This is a genomic window from Sphaerochaeta pleomorpha str. Grapes (genome assembly GCF_000236685.1).
GTDB classification, from domain to species: Bacteria; Spirochaetota; Spirochaetia; order Sphaerochaetales; family Sphaerochaetaceae; genus Sphaerochaeta; species Sphaerochaeta pleomorpha.
The window spans coordinates 2950852-2966077 of record NC_016633.1 but is presented as its reverse complement, the minus strand read 5'-3'; the positions used below and the strand labels follow the sequence as shown (position 1 = coordinate 2966077).

Annotated in this window: 12 protein-coding genes; 6 read left to right on the top strand and 6 right to left on the bottom strand. The window is 47.5% G+C overall.

The window, feature by feature from the left end; genetic code table 11:
• Positions 1-2 precede the first annotated feature (2 nt).
• Together topA and SPIGRAPES_RS13470 are read right to left on the bottom strand one after the other, a co-directional pair.
• Positions 3-2561, bottom strand: a complete 2559-nt coding sequence (topA, locus tag SPIGRAPES_RS13475) for a type I DNA topoisomerase (RefSeq protein WP_014271302.1) — start codon at positions 2559-2561, stop codon at positions 3-5.
• A 90-nt stretch (positions 2562-2651) separates the two neighbouring features.
• A complete protein-coding gene (locus tag SPIGRAPES_RS13470; RefSeq protein ID WP_014271301.1) occupies positions 2652-3470 on the bottom strand; it encodes a hypothetical protein in 819 nt (272 codons plus the stop codon).
• 74 nt (positions 3471-3544) lie between these two features.
• Between SPIGRAPES_RS13470 and SPIGRAPES_RS13465 the strand changes: the two genes are divergently transcribed.
• Entirely contained in the window at positions 3545-5191 is a 1647-nt protein-coding gene (locus SPIGRAPES_RS13465; RefSeq protein WP_014271300.1) for a B12-binding domain-containing radical SAM protein, read from the top strand.
• 71 nt (positions 5192-5262) lie between these two features.
• Positions 5263-5985 (top strand): hypothetical protein, encoded by a 723-nt coding sequence (locus tag SPIGRAPES_RS13460; protein ID WP_245535438.1) that lies wholly within the window; start codon positions 5263-5265, stop codon positions 5983-5985.
• Between the two features lie 153 nt (positions 5986-6138).
• Here the strand turns inward: SPIGRAPES_RS13460 and ychF are convergent, their stop codons facing one another.
• Positions 6139-7245 carry a redox-regulated ATPase YchF gene (gene ychF, locus SPIGRAPES_RS13455; protein ID WP_014271298.1) on the bottom strand — a complete coding sequence of 369 codons (1107 nt, stop codon included), beginning with the start codon at positions 7243-7245 and terminating at the stop codon, positions 6139-6141.
• A gap of 87 nt (positions 7246-7332) precedes the next feature.
• On the opposite strand from ychF, the gene hflX reads away from it, so the two are divergent.
• The gene (gene hflX / locus SPIGRAPES_RS13450; RefSeq protein ID WP_014271297.1) at positions 7333-8685 is read left to right on the top strand and encodes a GTPase HflX; all 1353 of its coding nucleotides are present in this window, start codon (positions 7333-7335) and stop codon (positions 8683-8685) included.
• A gap of 73 nt (positions 8686-8758) precedes the next feature.
• Here hflX and SPIGRAPES_RS13445 read toward each other — a convergent pair whose 3' ends face one another.
• A complete protein-coding gene (locus tag SPIGRAPES_RS13445; protein ID WP_014271296.1) occupies positions 8759-9262 on the bottom strand; it encodes a hypothetical protein in 504 nt (167 codons plus the stop codon).
• 168 nt (positions 9263-9430) lie between these two features.
• On the opposite strand from SPIGRAPES_RS13445, the gene SPIGRAPES_RS13440 reads away from it, so the two are divergent.
• Together SPIGRAPES_RS13440 and rlmN are read left to right on the top strand one after the other, a co-directional pair.
• A complete protein-coding gene (locus tag SPIGRAPES_RS13440; RefSeq protein ID WP_014271295.1) occupies positions 9431-11023 on the top strand; it encodes an OPT/YSL family transporter in 1593 nt (530 codons plus the stop codon).
• A 13-nt stretch (positions 11024-11036) separates the two neighbouring features.
• Entirely contained in the window at positions 11037-12113 is a 1077-nt protein-coding gene (rlmN, locus tag SPIGRAPES_RS13435) for a dual-specificity RNA methyltransferase RlmN (RefSeq protein WP_014271294.1), read from the top strand.
• A gap of 58 nt (positions 12114-12171) precedes the next feature.
• Here rlmN and SPIGRAPES_RS13430 read toward each other — a convergent pair whose 3' ends face one another.
• The gene (locus tag SPIGRAPES_RS13430; protein ID WP_014271293.1) at positions 12172-12738 is read right to left on the bottom strand and encodes a class I SAM-dependent methyltransferase; all 567 of its coding nucleotides are present in this window, start codon (positions 12736-12738) and stop codon (positions 12172-12174) included.
• A gap of 293 nt (positions 12739-13031) precedes the next feature.
• On the opposite strand from SPIGRAPES_RS13430, the gene SPIGRAPES_RS13425 reads away from it, so the two are divergent.
• Positions 13032-13931 carry a PhzF family isomerase gene (locus SPIGRAPES_RS13425; RefSeq protein WP_014271292.1) on the top strand — a complete coding sequence of 300 codons (900 nt, stop codon included), beginning with the start codon at positions 13032-13034 and terminating at the stop codon, positions 13929-13931.
• Here SPIGRAPES_RS13425 and SPIGRAPES_RS13420 read toward each other — a convergent pair.
• Complete coding sequence (locus SPIGRAPES_RS13420) at positions 13921-15075, bottom strand: MFS transporter (protein WP_014271291.1); 1155 nt, start codon at positions 15073-15075, stop codon at positions 13921-13923. The two genes, SPIGRAPES_RS13425 and SPIGRAPES_RS13420, sit on opposite strands and share 11 nt — an antisense overlap.
• Between the last annotated feature and the right edge of the window lie 151 nt (positions 15076-15226).

Sequence of the window (15226 nt, the reverse complement as noted above, 5' to 3'; positions counted from 1 at the left end):
TCTTACTCTTCACTATCCTTCGCACGCTTGGTGCGGATTATCTCTGCGGCATCTTCCAAGCTGATAGCCTTTGCAAGCTCATCATCATGCTTGTACTTCGGGGGAAGGGCAATATTGTCTTTTCCCACCTTTAGGTAATAGCCGTAACGTCCGATTGCCAAAGCTACCGGTTCTTTTTCAAATTCTCCAATCTGCCGGACCACAGCGGAAGAGGAACTCCCCTTTCCTTTCCCTTTTGCCCCTGCTTTGGGTTTCTCTTCTGCAAGCAATGCAAGAGCCTCTTCAAGGGTTATGGAAAACAGCTGCGCATCATGGTCGGTCTTTCGTAAATTCCTGAATTCCCCGTTGCAACTGATAAATGGTCCAAATTTACCTTTGGCTGCAACAATATCGTTCCCATCCTTGTCTTTACCCAGAAGCCTCGGGAGGCTTAGGTAACGGTTGGCAATCTCCAGTTCATGCTGCTTTTCGGCATCCATCACCCATTTGGGGATGCTTGCCCTTTTTGCATCTTTGCCTTCCCCTTCCTGCCAGTAAGGTCCAAAACGGCCATTGAGCAATTGTACCGGAAGTCCTGCAACCTTCCCTGTTCCCAGGATTTCAGGTTCAGCCTTTACTTTTCCCCGTGCAATCAAGGCCTTCACATCCTCATCGGTAATGTTGCCAGGTGTCCAATCAAGGGGAAGTGACAGGTACTGAGCCTTTCCTTCAACCTCGCTCCCGAGTACATACGGCCCGTAAGGACCTATCATGATAGGATTTTCCTCACTAATCTGGCTCAACCGGATGGTTTTCGATGTAACCTTGTTATCCTGCGCGAGCTGCAATGTATTCTGGTTTTCCAGTCCCTCTGCTCCCAGATAGAACTTTTCCAAAAAAGATTCCTTGTCCAGTTGTCCCGAGGCAATCTGGTCGAGACCACTTTCCATCGTGGAAGTAAAGTCATAATCCACAAACTGGGCAAAATAGTCTTCCAGATACTGGCAGACTCCAAACCCGATAAAGGTTGGGGCCAACGCAGGGCCATCCTTGACTACATATTTCCTATCCAGCAAAGTCTTGATAATTGTAGCATAGGTAGAGGGTCTACCGATACCTCGTTTCTCCAGTTCCTGTACAAGGGAAGCCTCAGTATATCTTGCAGGCGGTTTTGTCTGGTGCTCAACCTCAGAAAGCTTGACCAAGGGGCAAATTTCACCTACGGAAAGCGGAGGGAGCAAGGATTCTTTGTCTTCAAGGGCAGCATCAGGGTCATCACTTCCCTCGACATAGGCTCGCAAAAATCCAGGGAATACAATCTGCGTACCCGTAGCGGTGAACAGTGCATCGTTTGCTTGTATTGAAACACTGGTAGTTGCTTTCTTGGCATCGGCCATCTGGGAAGCCAGGGTACGTTTCCAGATCAATTCATACAAGGCAAGCTCCCGTCCGCTCAGACCAGTCTCGCCAGGAACCCTGAATCGCTCTCCGGAAGGACGGATGGCTTCGTGGGCTTCCTGCGCCCCTGCCGTCTTTGCCGCAAAATGCCGCTCGGTAGGAGAAAGGAAATCGGGGCCATACAGTTGCTTGACCAGCAAACGGGCAGCTTGGGTCCCTTCGCTGCTCAAGGCAGGGCTGTCGGTACGCATGTAGGTGATAAACCCATTCTCATACAGTTTCTGGGCTATACGCATGGTATCGGAAGCGCTGAAATGCAATTTTTTGATAGCATCCTGTTGCAGGGTACTCGTGGTAAAAGGAATATTCGGACGCGTCAAAAAGGGCTTTCTCTGGATATCGACAATTTCATACGGAGCCCCGTTAAGGTCTTGGACAATTGCATGCAACTGATTCTTGTCAAGGAGAAGCACAGAAGCCTTTCCCTTATAGATACCCGACACTGAGTCAAAGTCCTTACTCTGGGCTATGGACTTTTCCTGATAGGAGAAAAGCTTCGCCTCAAACTGTTGCCCATCGGATGAAAGCAAATCGACCTTTGCATCAAAATAGGAGCTTTTGGTGAAGGCAATTCTCTGTCGTTCGCGTTCAACGGTAAGACGCAAACCTACTGACTGCACCCTGCCTGCCGACAATCTTTTATTGGCAAGTTTTTTCCAGAGAGTGGGAGAAAGCGTATATCCATAGAGACGGTCTACAATTCGCCTTCCTTCCTGGGCCTGGACAAGGTTGAGATCCAGATCGCGTCCACTTTCAAGCGCTTTCTGGATTGCCCCCTTGGTGATTTCATGGAACACCATCCGCTGATAGGGAATCTTTGGCTTGAGTACTTCAAGCAAATGCCAGGAAATGCTCTCACCCTCACGGTCCTCATCAGTTGCAAGCAACAGTTTATCGACACCTTTGAGGCTGCTCTTCAGTTCCCTTATCAAGGATTCTTTACCCTCGACTGTCTTGTAATCGCAAGCGAAGCCATTGGCCACATCAATAGCCATCCTGTCTTCGGGGAGATCCCTGATATGTCCCTTGCTTGCAACGACCTTGCAGGTCTTGGGGAGAAATTTTGTTATCGTTTTCGCCTTGGTCGGTGATTCAACGATGATGAGAACCTTAGTATCATCCATGCAGTGCGCTCCTAAATGCCACTTAACCTTAAGTTAACACTATATAATGCCGCTGAATGGTTTTGTCAACGTATTATTTTTGACCCAGCGTCACGGTATTGGTTCATAACAGGTAAAAACAAAATCGCCCCCGGCTTCTTTGTCAGGGCAACGAAACAGCCCCCAAGAGGCGATTCCCTTGCCTGAATTATGCAGCACTACCTGCTTTTTCCCGTCTGCAGACACCTGGAAGTTGAAGGTTGTTTCGGTAGTGAAGTGCATACTTGCAACTCTGGTTTCAACAACAGTCGTAACCGAAGAAACCCCTGATTCCATTTTCAACAGTTTCCAGGATTTCGGCGTAAAGGAAGTCGTATTGAACACCGAGGCGTTCAGGCGATACGCAATCGCCTCGGGATCCCCGCTCATATAATCCACAGTTGGATATTCATCCATAAAGGGAAACAGCGGAAAGAGTAAGACCAAACCATTGCCACTGAAATCACCATATATGCTTAGGCCGGAATCAGTGTCGTACACCACAAGTTCAAGATCCCTGCATTTTCCATTGTTATCAGAACCGGTTGTATTATGCCAGTGGTAGGACCCTTCCCATCCCGTGGTAGCAAAGGGTATCAAAGCATACGAGAGCGTGCTGTTTTGCCTGTCCCTTGCAGCAACAATCACCTTGTAGTCGGTACGTGAGCAAAGCGGTTTTTCGTTCGAGCCCACAGAGGTAGAAAGGACTGTCGAGGGAAGCCTCCCGAGCCCTTCTCCATCAAGGTATATATCATAAAAGGAAGCATTCTTTTCCGCCCCCCAAGAAATTTCCACTTGGTTGGGAAAATTTTTAATTACCGCCCCCTCCAGGGCAAAAAGGGTAAAAAGAGGGAGCAACAGGAAAACTGCCACCAACTCGATTTTTCTCATGGTTCCACCTGCTGATAAGGTACCATCGGGGCAATGCACTTGCAAGCCCACACGCTTATGGGTACTATCCAATAATGCAAATCGATATCGTTTCCTGTTGCCTCGAAGAAGGCAACCTCAGTTTCCCCCTCGGTGCACTGTGCATACAGACCTCACTCCAGAAAAAGCTGGCCTTGGACGAACAGGCCTGTTTGCTCTATCCATATACTCTGACAGACGACCCGAAACAAGCGGCTTTGATGGCTGCAAGCCGCAAGAGCGATTTCATCGGGTGCTCGGTTTATCTCTGGAATCGTGCATGGTTCGATACCTTCGTTACCGTTCTCAAAAAAGAACACCCCTCTGCCGTGATCTTTGCAGGGGGTACCGAGGTAACGGCAAACCCGCAAAGCTTCGACCTTGATACCTTTTGCTTTCTGACCTTGGGTGAAGGAGAAGAAACCACCGCCCTGGCAATCGGGCAACTCTTACGGGGAGAAAAGGCCCGGGGACAGGGAATCCTTACCAAAGGGTTACCGGTTACCTTTGCCTACCCCTCTGATTTGGACAGCCTCCCTTCAGTTTTCCTCTCGGGCAATGCCGATGCCCTGGTAGATACCAGTGCCTCGATCCTCTGGGAGATGACCAGGGGCTGCCCGTTTAGCTGTGCTTTCTGTTTTGAATCCAAGGGATTGCGTTCGGTTCGTTCCTATGCCTATGACAGAATAGAAAAGGAACTTGACTATATCCTTGCGCATCAAATCGAAGATGTCTTCATCCTCGATCCCACGTTCAACATGGACAAGAAACGTACGGTCAAAATGCTTTCCTTGCTCGTCGAAAAAGCCCCTTCCATACATTTTACCTTTGAACTAAGGGCAGAATTGCTAGATGAAGAGCTTGCAGATCTCTTTGCCCAACTCAACTGCTCGTTGCAGATAGGGTTGCAGAGTTCGGACAAAACCATTCTGCAGGCAATAAACAGACGCTTCGAACCAGGTCTTTTCGTCGAGAAAATCGATCTTTTAAACCAGAGGGGGATTGTGTTCGGCCTTGACCTCATCATCGGACTTCCCTTGGATACGTATGAAACCTTCACAGAAAGCCTGAACTTTGCTATCGGCTTGAAACCGAGCAATATTGATATCTTCGCCCTTTCCCTGCTTCCTGGGACGAAACTGGCAGAGCAAGCCAGTTCACTTGGGCTCATCTATACAAATGAGAGCCCCTACATCATCGAAGAAAGCAAAACCTATACAAAAAAAGACTTGGAAAAGGCCTTGCAGCTTAAAGATGCCTGCGATCTCTTCTATACCAAGGGACAGGCCTGCATGTGGATACACTCACTGTGTGAGGCCACAGATTTGAAATCAAGCGAAATTTTGCTGTTATTCAATACCTATTGCGACTTTCTCGTCAGAAAACAGAACCAGGATATCCAAAAAATGGATATCTACGAACTGCAGGAACAATTCGTGAAAGCGCTGTTGAATAAACTCAACAGAAATAGCTACCTTCCGGCCCTTCTCTCTTTCATGGAACTCCATCAGGGGATTTCCTTTCTCCAGGAAACAGGGAATAATCCGGTGATTACCGTTTCCTATGAACTGGATGAACTGGCCTTACTCGACACCCAGCCAATCGGGAAGTTTGTAAAAAACCACCCAAGGCAGAAACGACAGACCTATGGGATTTTCTATGAAGAAGATGGTTCAATAAGTTTCGAGGAACAAAAAGTTTAGTCAATATGGGGCTATTTGCTTGCCCGAGAAAAGCAAATCAAATACATTAGATTGCAAAGGGTAAAAAATACGTGAGACACAAAACACTACGAATCACCATGGTAGCCTTGGCTGTCATGGCAATGCTTTCTCTTTCTTCCTGTGTTGTTACCGAGGATCTACATATTCTCAAGGACAATTCCTATTCCTCGGCTTTTGATTTCAGCGTTGAAGATTTCTTCATAGCCGTATTACAGGATTTCAATGATTTCATGCCATCCGATAGCAACGAAACCATAATGGATGGAGCGATAGCCGACTTCCAGAAAGCCTTGGAAAGCGGTATCTCGACAAGCAACGTATCGATGCAGAAACTCAATGACAATGCCTATAAAGGTACTTTCGATTTCACCAATATCGAGCAACTGTTTTCAGATCTTGGAGCTGGGAGCAACCAGACCATCCTGGTACAACAGGGAAAAACCCTCCATTTCAACCTTTCGATGGACAACTATGACCAGCTGGTTCCCGTCATTCCCTTTCTCTCGGATGAAAATTTCGAAGCCTTCGGACCGACGTATAATCAGGGTCTGAGTGAGGCCGACTATTTGGAAATGATTAGCTTCATGCTTGGCGAGGAAGGCCCCGGGGCCATCAGTAAGTCAGTAATTACGTTGCGAATCAATACGCCTGGGATAATCACCACGTTCAGCAACGGGAAAAAAATCAGTGACCAGGTCTTTGAGTTCAGCTTCCCCCTTATCGATTTCCTGCTTCTCGCAAAACCTATCAGCTTCTCGGTCAGTTGGAAATAGAACCGAATAGTCCCTAACAGGAGCGAAAGAGAAAATCCAGAGAGGCCTTGCTATTTGCAAACAGGCATCGGGTCCATACGAACCTGATGCCTGTAATTATACAATATATTCAATACTAATGTTACTGGAATTGTACCTGTTCAATCCCACGTCTTACAGATTGAACCTGAAGTGCATGATATCCCCATCCTTGACCAAGTACTCTTTTCCTTCAATTCTGAGTTTGCCTGCTTCCTTGACTTTCTGTTCTGTCTTATAAAGGAACAGATCCTCGCAGTTGTACACCTCAGCCTTGATAAAGCCTTTCTCAAAATCGGTGTGGATTACCCCGGCAGCCTGGGGAGCTTTATATCCGGCCCTAAACGTCCAGGCACGGTCCTCGTCTGAACCTGCGGTGAAGAAGGTCCTCATTCCCAGTATATGGTAGGCATGTCGAATAAGCTGGTTCAGTCCGGATTCCTGCAACCCCACGGCTTCAAGGAACTCTTTCTTGTCTTCCTCTGTCTCGAGAGCGGCGATTTCAGCTTCAATCTTTCCGCAGATAACCACTACCTCAGAACCTTCTTCCTCGGCAATGGCCCGTACGATCTTCACGTACTCATTTTCCTCAACAATCCCTTCCTCATCCACATTGCAGACATAGATAACCGGTTTGAGGGTAATCAGGTGCAAATCATAGACTACCGAAAGCCCATCCTCATCAAGATGCAGGCTTCTTGCAGGTTTGCCATCCTCAAGGCATTTCTTGACCTTTTCCAGGACAGGAAGCACCCTTTCGTTTTCTTTCTGGGCTTCTTTGCTGAGTCTGTTAAGTTTTGCCTGCTTGTTATAACGGTTGGTAACCGTATCCAGGTCAGCAAGGGCAAGCTCTATGTTAATAGTCTCAATATCACTGGCAGGGTCAATTTTGTTGTTTACATGGACAACATCACTATTGTCGAAACACCTGACGACATGCGCGATCACTCCAACTTCACGAATCGAGGCAAGGAACCGGTTTCCCAGCCCTTCACCCTTGGAAGCACCTGCGACCAATCCTGCAATATCAACGAATTCGAAAGTAGCAGGGACTACCTTGGCAGGGGGGATCAAGGAGACAATTTTATCGAGACGGGGATCAGGAACACTGACCATCCCTACATTTGGATCAATCGTACAGAAAGGATAATTCGCTACCTCGGCGGGGGCAGATGTCAAAGCAGAGAATATTGTCGATTTACCGACGTTGGGAAGACCAACGATACCACAATTCAAACCCATATTTACCTCATCTAGGCTCAGTGGAGCCAGTTGGTGCAGTGTATCACATATTGACTTCTCCGTTAACCAGCCCTATAGTCAACTGCAATGGAAACAGATCATTTTGAGCAGAAGGAAGAAAATTCTTCCAAAGGTAAACGTATTCATGATATAGGGGAAGACAAGCAGAAAGCCCTTCTCATGGTTATCATGGAAAACAATGAAGAAAAGGCCCATGCGCAAGTCAGGGGCGAGGAACTCTCGTCGCTGGTCGAGACCATGGGTCCTTCGGTTATCTCTACAACCTATATCCCGTTGAGGGAAGCCAATAGCGCCACCTTGATCGGTAGCGGAAAAGTGCAGGAGATTAAGGCTTTGATTGATCAGCAAAGCCCTGATCTCATCATCTTCGATCATTCGCTCAACCCAAGGGTCCAAAGAAACCTGGAAAAAGAATTTGACTGTTGCGTCATCGACCGTGATGAGGTAATCCTCCAGATTTTTGCAGACAGGGCCGCTACAAAAGAATCCGTACTGCAGGTAGAACTTGCCCGCCTCGAGTATTCCCTCCCCCGCCTTTCCAGGCGTTGGGCCAACCTTTCGCAGCAGCGTGGTGGTGTCAAGGGCTCGAAGGGCGAAGGCGAAACGCAGCTTGAACTCGACCATAGGCAGATCAAGGATAAAATCGTACTGCTGAAAACCCAATTGAAAAAAGTCCAGCAACAACGAACCATCCAAAGAAACCAGAGAATGAATGGAAACGTACCCATGGGTGCAATTGTAGGCTACACGAACAGCGGGAAATCCTCCCTGCTCAATGCGCTTTCAAATGCCGGGGTACTGGTAGAGAACAAACTGTTCGCTACCCTTGACCCGACAACCAGAATGGTTAAGTTGCCTGGTGGCGAAGAGATTCTCCTCTCTGACACTGTAGGTTTTGTAAGCGACTTGCCACACAACCTTGTAGACTCTTTCAAGAGCACCCTGGAAGAGGCAAAATATGCTGATTTTTTGATTATCGTCTGCGATGCCTCGCATCCTGATATGATCAATTGTTACAAAACGACAGTGAAGGTACTCGAAGAACTCGGCTGTACCGATAAACCCGCCATCGTGATGATAAACAAGATGGATGCCATCTATGACCAGTTTGCTGTTTCGAGGATGAAATCACTCTATAGCCCTACCGTTGAGACCTCGGTCAAGAACAACCAGGGAATAGAGGAGCTTCTCAAGCAAATTGGGGAAACGATCCATGAACTATGTCCTACCACCCATTACCGTATCCCTGACAACCGGTACGACCTAATTGCCCATATCAGAAGGACCGGCCAGGTAGAGACCCTCGATTACACCGACAATGGCATTGAAGTGGGGGCGAGGATCCAAAAAAGATTCCAAGGCCCTCTGGAAGGATTCAGGATGTTTACAGAAGAGGAAGAAGAACCCTCCGAAGAATAGTCCTGCAAACAACGAAAAACGGATATCGGGAACCCTCCGATATCCGTTACTTTTATCCACTTCCCAAATAGTATCAGTCAAATCTCCAGAGAGCACCGAGATAACTGCTGATCCCAAAGTCGAAACCGGTAGTTCCGTCCTTGATAAGCATAACACCCGGGGCAAGTCTGAAATACACATCGATTGGCACGATATCCTTATCGATGCTGTATACCAGACCGACTGGAACGAGAACGGCTAAGTCAAGTTTGTAGCCACTCTGGATAGGGATTCCCAGAAACAAACCTCCCCCGAGGGTAACATCAAAATCAAAGTCCTTAATGCTGAATTCATACACCTTGAAATTTGCTGCGGCGTCAAGGGCAAGCTTTGAAACTCCAAAATTCCTGAGCCCAAGGTTTCCGATCACATCAAACTTGTTGCTCATTCTGTATTGAAACCCAATACCGGTGTTTGTACCCAGATTCAAGCCTACAGCATATTTGCTGTTTGCTGCACTGGAGGTTTCCAACGTTGCAGAAGTAGCCGGAACAAGGATGAGTGCAACTAAAACCAATACGAAAAACACTTTCTTCATATCTTATGCTCCCTTGTAGGAATTTGCTCCCTACCTTTACGTTAGATAAAATATAGCATACCATTATAGCCAAAGCTAGTTTCTCTTCTGGACATATCTTCCAATAAGTCTTATTTTTAGGTCCTATTTTATATTTCAAAAATTATAGTAATAACAGGAACGTAGCAAATGAATAGACAACTTACCGCCCGTGGGATGCTTGTAGGACTGCTTGGGCTGCTCGTAATTACCGCAAGTTCCATGTATGTGGCACTTCGGATGGGGGCATTGCCATGGCCAACCGTTTTCGTGACAGTCGTCAGCATGGCTGCCTTGAAAAAAGCCAAAGGCTCCACCTTGCAGGAAATAAACGTGACCCATACGATCATGAGTTCCGGGGCTATGGTAGCCGGTGGTCTGGCTTTCACGCTCCCCGGCCTCTGGATGCTGAATCCAGATGCCTCGTTTTCGACCCTTAGCCTTATTGTCCTGACAGTAGTAGGGGCAATCCTCGGAACGTTATTCTCTGCGTTGTTTCGCAGGCAATTCATCGAAGAGGAAAAACTCCCGTATCCGATGGGGCTTGCTTCCTATAATACCCTTTTGGCTGGAATGAAGGGAGGCAATGGGGCAAAGACCTTGTTTGCTTCCATGGGCGGTTCGGCTGTCTTTACGGTACTGCGCGATGGGTTCGGGAAAATCCCTGCCTTGCTTACCCTTTTCAAGGGAAATGCCATGATTCCCTCTTTCTCCATCTGGATATCCCCTATGGCAATGGGAATCGGGGCAATTATCGGGCCCATTCTGGCCCTTGTCTGGTTTGGAGGTTCGATCTTCGGGTTCTTCGTGCTTACCCCTATCGCTCTTGCGACAGGTTTATTCCACTCCATGGCTGAAGCCGATGTCTTTCGCTCGAACCTGGGAATAGGACTGATGATCGGAACAGGACTGGGCGTATTCGTCAAAGCCGTATTCTCCAAGGCAAAGGGGAAAAAAGGAAACGGAGAAAGAAAACCCTTTCCGCTCCGCACCAAACTCCTGATTTTCCTGGTAATGCTTTTCGCAGCTGTCCTTTTGGGCATCGGTACGGAAATTTCCTTACCCCAGGCCCTGATCCTCATCGTGGGAATTTACCTGACAACCTATCTTTCCGGTATGCTTACCGGACAGACAGGAATCAATCCGATGGAAATATTCGGAATCCTGACACTCTTGGTCGTGCAGTTTTTCACAAACCCCTCACTTATCGCTTCTTTTAGCATAGCAGCAGTAACAGCTGTTGCCTGTGGCCTGACTGGCGATGTAATGAACGACCTTAAAAGCGGACATATGCTTGGGACCGACCCCAAACAACAATTGGCAGGGGAAGGAATCGGGGGGGTTATCGGCGCCATCCTTTCCGTATTCGTGCTGCTCATCATGAAACGGGCTTTCGGAGGTTTCGGGACTGCAGAGCTTCCTGCTCCCCAGGCTGCCGCAGTCTCTGCAATGGTGGGAGGATTGGGAAACGTCCCGGCCTTTGTCATCGGTTGCATCGTTGGGTTGACCCTGTTTCTCTGTAAGGTTCCCGCGGCTACCCTTGGGCTGGGAGTGTACCTGCCTGTCTATATTTCCTCAATCATGGGATTGGGAGCCTTGGTTGCTGCAATTGTGAAAAAAGGGTTCTCCAAAAAATATAAGGAAGATACGATTTCCGGGACAGCGGGTTTGGTTGCAAGTGGTTTGCTCGGGGGAGAAGGCATTACAGGGGTAGCTATCGCTATCCTTTCAATGCTGAAATAGGTATACTCTGCATATGGAAAACGAAAAGAAACTTCCCCTCTCGCTCTATGGATTTTCTCCTGAGATGCTGAGTGGGATATTGGGCCTTGCCAAACCGTTCTACGGCAGGCAAATTTACAAATGGTTGATCAGGGGAGCGAGCTCCTTTGACCAGATGACCGACTTGCCGAAACTTGAACGGCAACGCCTTTCTGAAATGATGCCTTCTTTCAGTTCCTCTACGGTGGAAACCACAGAGACTGACGAGAGTGGTGCCAGCAAACTCGGCATTAAGCTTTTTGACGGAAGCATTATTGAATGTGTTCTGCTCATTGACAGCAAAGGCCGGCACACTGCCTGCCTTTCCAGTCAGGTTGGCTGTGCCATGGGTTGCACTTTTTGCCGTACCGGTACCATGGGTTTGAAAAGAAACCTTACTGCTGAGGAAATCATCGAGCAATATATTCATTTGACCAGGGTTAGCGACGAACCTATCACCCATATCGTATATATGGGAATGGGAGAGCCTTTGGCAAATATTGCACCGGTTACCCGCTCGATACGGTATTTCCATGAGGAAAATGGTTTCAACATCAGCCTCAGGAGAATTACGATCAGCACCTGTGGGGTAGTACCGGGTATCTTGAAGCTTTCCGAGCAGAAACTTCCGGTTAAACTTGCGGTCTCCCTTGTCAGTGCAGATAATCGGACGAGAAGCAGGGTAATGCCTATCAATGAAACCTGGGACCTGCCGGAATTGAAAAAAGCCCTGCTTAGGTACCAGAGGACTGGCGGTAAGCGCTTTACCCTCGAATATTGTCTCCTGCACAACGTCAATACGGATGAGTCTGCGGCTAAGAAACTAGCCACGTATGTCCGTGAGATGGACGTTGTGGTCAATCTTATTCCCTGGAATCCTGCAGAAGGGCTTCCCTATGAGACGCCGAGTGAACAGGAGATTGATTCCTTTGCCCATTATCTTGACAGGATGAATATCAAATTCACCCGCCGATATTCCAGGGGCAGGGAGATCAATGGTGCTTGCGGGCAGCTGGCTGTTCCCCTCAACAAGGGATTTGATGCCGATTATGACGATGACGACGACGAATAGGACCCTTCATTGATTTGTGAGAGACCTCCCCTTCCAACCATGGAAAACGGGGAGGTTTTTATTTCAGGCACCTGAAAATACCGTAGAGCGAATCATTCTCTTCAATCTCTGTGTACCGTTTCATCTCCAAAATTTCAAATTTGTTGGCTACCATTGCTTCCAATTCGGTTTCCGTCACCTGATAGAACAGTAATCCGTCGAGATCCTCTATGCGATGACCATACCAGAAAGAATGCAGGGCAATTCCATTTGGGTGCAATACTTGCTGTTGTCTTTGGAAAGATACTTTCATCTGCTCGAGGCGAAGATGATGCATGACCTTGTTCGAATAGATGGCATCGAATTGCCTGTCGGTCTTCAAGGTAAGGGCATCGAGGAGCAGGACATCTGAGGTAGGATGTTTTTTCAAGTACCGTTCAATAAACACCTTGGAAGTATCGGAGCCGGTAACCGTAAATTTCTCCCTGAGAAGGTCGAGGTCTTTACCTGGCCCCATGCCCAGTTCCAATACAGAGCTGCCAAGGGGAAGATACGCTTCCAGCCTTTCAACCAAATTCCTTCCATCATAGCCTTCGGCCATCTGGAGATACCGTTCGACATTGCTTACATCATCATAGTATCCCATAGGAAAATCTCCTTTGTTCCAGTATATACACGGTAAAAGAAAATCTGAAAGGGAACATCTATAGAGAAAGGGATTGCTTCCGTTGCATATGCACAGAGAAATATCACATAAAATATCCAATCTTTATACGTTCATGGCCTACAAACGCTTGCACAAGGCTTTTGGTTGGGAATCCTCGATTATTCGGACTTTGATTAAATGAAGGCTAGCTCCCCTCCCTTGGTATCTCAATTTTCAACAAGAATTTATTTTCTTTGTAAATTGTGCTATACCATTGCGCTAGGGGGTAAAAGATGCTTCTTGAAGTATTTCAAGTCGATGCCTTCACGACAAACATGTTTGAAGGAAATCCAGCAGGGGTTGTATTGCATGCCGAGGGGTTGAGTGAACGGCAGATGGTTCAGATTGCAAATGAGCTACATAATTCCGAGACAGCGTTCATTTTTGACAAAGGTGGAGCAGGCTATGACCTGGAAGTTCGCTTTTTCACACCAACTCAAGAAGTCCCTATCTGTGGACATGCTACCATTGCCACGCATTATGTATATGCAAAGGTCCATGAAATCACCAGCGGAATCATAAAGCAGAAAACAAAGGTAGGAATCCTTGATGTTGAAATCATCAAAGAAGGTGATGACCTTAGGATTGTCATGACCCAGGCAGCTATAACCTTTGGCAAGGTCCTTGCAGGAAAACAGAGGCAATTATTGCTATCGGGTCTGGATATCAGTGAGCAAGATCTCGACGCATCACTTCCGATACAGATTATCTCTACAGGCCATTCCAAGGTGATGGTCCCCCTTCTCCAAAGAAAAGTGCTCGATGCCCTCTTTCCGAAAAGCGATATCCTTTCGCAACTCAGCAAGGATATCCATTGCAATGGATTCTATACCTTTACCTTCGACTCAGGAGAAGAGGGCATTTTGACGAGCGGAAGAATGTTTGCACCGGCAATAGGCATCCAGGAAGACCCTGTGACAGGAAATGCCAACGGACCACTCGGTGCCTACCTTACCCACTATGGACGTTTGGAAAAACGTACAGAAGGTACCTCCTTTATGGTCAAACAAGGGGAAGCGCTGGGCAGGAAAGGCTATATGCAGGTACAGGTATTCAGTTCCCCCACTGAGCCAAACCTAGTCAAGGTCAGTGGCAGGGCACGGATTATCTTTACGACAACCATTAAGCTATAAAAGGAAACCTTCTTTTTGGATGCAACGCGACCAGACCAAGAAAAACAAAACCTCCTGCAACCAGCAGGGAAAGCTGCAGGTTCTTATCTGCCAAAATGCCCAGGATAACAGTCAGAACCAGTTCGATCAGTTCTGAAACCAAGGCATAGATACTCAAGATGGTCGCACTCTGTTTTCCCTCTGCTTGCCTTGCCTCGATAGACAGTACCAGCGGAACGACACCTGAGGCGCCAAAACGAAGTAACAATGCACCCAAGAGGACAAGAAGGAAGCCACTCTTAAGAGTAAGCATAAAAAGCCCAAGAACTGCCAGGGCAAAAAAGAAGGATAGCGCATTGCCTCTACCCAGGAACTTGGTAATTTTGGCCGAAACCAGCGAAGCCAGAAACGAAACAATTACCAAGGCAAGGAACGGATAGCCAAAGAATGAATCACCCAACCCTACCTGTTTATACCTGACCTGGACGAGAAAGACTGTTACTATCTGGTTAACCGAGAACAGCAGGGAAACACTCCCGACAAAGATAAGGAAATGCCAATCTTTGAGCACCTTTATCAATATCGCCAAAAGCGGAACGGCCTCTTTTTGCGGCAACCCGTTCTCTTGTGGGCGTTCCCTAGGTAGCAACATGATGCATACGAACGCAAGAGCATTGGTGACAATGGTCCAGAAAGCACTGCTTGCAAAGACATCCTTGAAAAAGGGGAATATGCACGCAACCATAACGAGACCTGCAAACTGGAAAGAGTGGTAGATTCCGTAGGTTTCCTGCCTGCTGTCAAACCGTGCCAGATACGCGGTGTCGACCCCGCTTGCAGCACTGTTTGCAAGGGCAAGCAGAATGCGTTCAAAGACAAATACGGGAAAAGAGTATGCATTGAAAAAGACTATCTTTGAAACAAAGAGCAAAAAAAACGAGAGGACCAAGGTTAATCGGTGCCCAATCCTGTCGGCAATATACCCCCAGGGAATTTCAAGGGCCATGGTCAGCGAAAGGCAAATCGCTTCGATGAGGGCAATCTGGGCAAGGTCCAAGCCCCTTGCCTGCCGATATAAGGTTGCAACCGGGGCATAGAAAACCATGCCCGAAAAGAAAGCACTGAAGTTCATCAGAACCAAAGCGCGTTTTGATACTATATGCATGTGAAAACTCCACACAGAAGATGGGCCTATCCATACGGGTAAGCCTTATTTGGAATTCTACTTCTGTTTAGACCGGAGTATTCATTGCCAAAGAATACCAAAGAGTCAGAGAGAAAACAAGCTTTGGGATGTGCAGGAAGAGAAATCACCT

Coding starts and splice junctions, on each gene's coding strand:
- topA (WP_014271302.1), bottom strand. CDS start 2,561: ATGGATGATACTAAGGTTCTCATCATCGTTGAATCACCGACCAAGGCG.
- SPIGRAPES_RS13470 (WP_014271301.1), bottom strand. CDS start 3,470: ATGAGAAAAATCGAGTTGGTGGCAGTTTTCCTGTTGCTCCCTCTTTTT.
- SPIGRAPES_RS13465 (WP_014271300.1), top strand. CDS start 3,545: ATGCAAATCGATATCGTTTCCTGTTGCCTCGAAGAAGGCAACCTCAGT.
- ychF (WP_014271298.1), bottom strand. CDS start 7,245: ATGGGTTTGAATTGTGGTATCGTTGGTCTTCCCAACGTCGGTAAATCG.
- hflX (WP_014271297.1), top strand. CDS start 7,333: ATGGAAACAGATCATTTTGAGCAGAAGGAAGAAAATTCTTCCAAAGGT.
- SPIGRAPES_RS13445 (WP_014271296.1), bottom strand. CDS start 9,262: ATGAAGAAAGTGTTTTTCGTATTGGTTTTAGTTGCACTCATCCTTGTT.
- SPIGRAPES_RS13440 (WP_014271295.1), top strand. CDS start 9,431: ATGAATAGACAACTTACCGCCCGTGGGATGCTTGTAGGACTGCTTGGG.
- rlmN (WP_014271294.1), top strand. CDS start 11,037: ATGGAAAACGAAAAGAAACTTCCCCTCTCGCTCTATGGATTTTCTCCT.
- SPIGRAPES_RS13430 (WP_014271293.1), bottom strand. CDS start 12,738: ATGGGATACTATGATGATGTAAGCAATGTCGAACGGTATCTCCAGATG.
- SPIGRAPES_RS13425 (WP_014271292.1), top strand. CDS start 13,032: ATGCTTCTTGAAGTATTTCAAGTCGATGCCTTCACGACAAACATGTTT.
- SPIGRAPES_RS13420 (WP_014271291.1), bottom strand. CDS start 15,075: ATGCATATAGTATCAAAACGCGCTTTGGTTCTGATGAACTTCAGTGCT.